1 rRNA gene and 1 pseudogene are annotated in these 838 nt (G+C 68.1%); both read left to right on the top strand.

The features are described from left to right. Positions 1-3: 3 nt before the first annotated feature. Positions 4-120, top strand: a 5S ribosomal RNA gene (gene rrf, locus GH736_RS23635). A gap of 123 nt (positions 121-243) precedes the next feature. Next, positions 244-732, top strand: a pseudogene (locus tag GH736_RS23630) (DUF255 domain-containing protein); the annotation flags it as partial. Positions 733-838 lie beyond the last annotated feature (106 nt).

Raw genomic sequence — 838 nt, 5'->3', positions numbered from 1 at the left:
AGTTTCGGCGGCCATAGCGCGAGGGAAACGCCCGGACACATTCCGAACCCGGAAGCTAAGACTCGCAGCGCCGATGGTACTGCAGGGGAGACCCTGTGGGAGAGTAGGACACCGCCGGACATTCATTCGAAGAGAGCCACCCATTGCTGGGTGGCTCTCTTTGTTTAAGCCGTCTCCCTAGCCTCCAGCACTCCAGGCAGGCAAGTCCCTTCCGGGCAGCGCGGTCCCGTTTACGCTGGTGGCATGGCGAATCGACTGCAGGACGCACTGAGTCCGTACCTGCGCGCCCACGCCGACAATCCGGTCGACTGGCATCCCTGGGGCGAGCAGGCGTTCGCCGCCGCACGTGAACGCGACGTGCCCGTGCTGGTGTCGATCGGCTACGCCACCTGCCATTGGTGCCACGTCATGGCCCGCGAGAGCTTCAGTGATCCCGCGATCGCCGAGGTGCTCAACGAGCGGTTCGTCGCGATCAAGGTCGACCGCGAGGAGCATCCCGACGTCGATGCGAGCTACCTCGCCGCCGCCTCGGCGTTCACGCGCGAGCTCGGCTGGCCGCTCACGGTCTTCGCGACACCTGATGGCCGGGCCTTCTACGCCGGCACGTACTTCCCGCCGCGACCCGTGCGAGGGGTTCCGGCGTTCGCCGAGGTGCTGGCTGCGGTCGATGAGGCGTGGCGCGAGCGGCGCAAGGACCTCGAGGAGACCGCCGCCGCCGTCGTCCACGCGCTCGAGTCGGAGCCAGGTCTCCTGCACCGCATCATCGGCGTCCGCGGGGGAGCCGAGCAGTCGTGTCGCGATCGCGTGCAGGCGGGGCCGTTCCGTCTCGAACCGGCGG

The organism is Agromyces humi (assembly GCF_009720255.1).
Taxonomy (GTDB): Bacteria; Actinomycetota; Actinomycetes; order Actinomycetales; family Microbacteriaceae; genus Agromyces; species Agromyces humi.
This window is presented reverse-complemented; position numbering and strand designations above follow the sequence as displayed.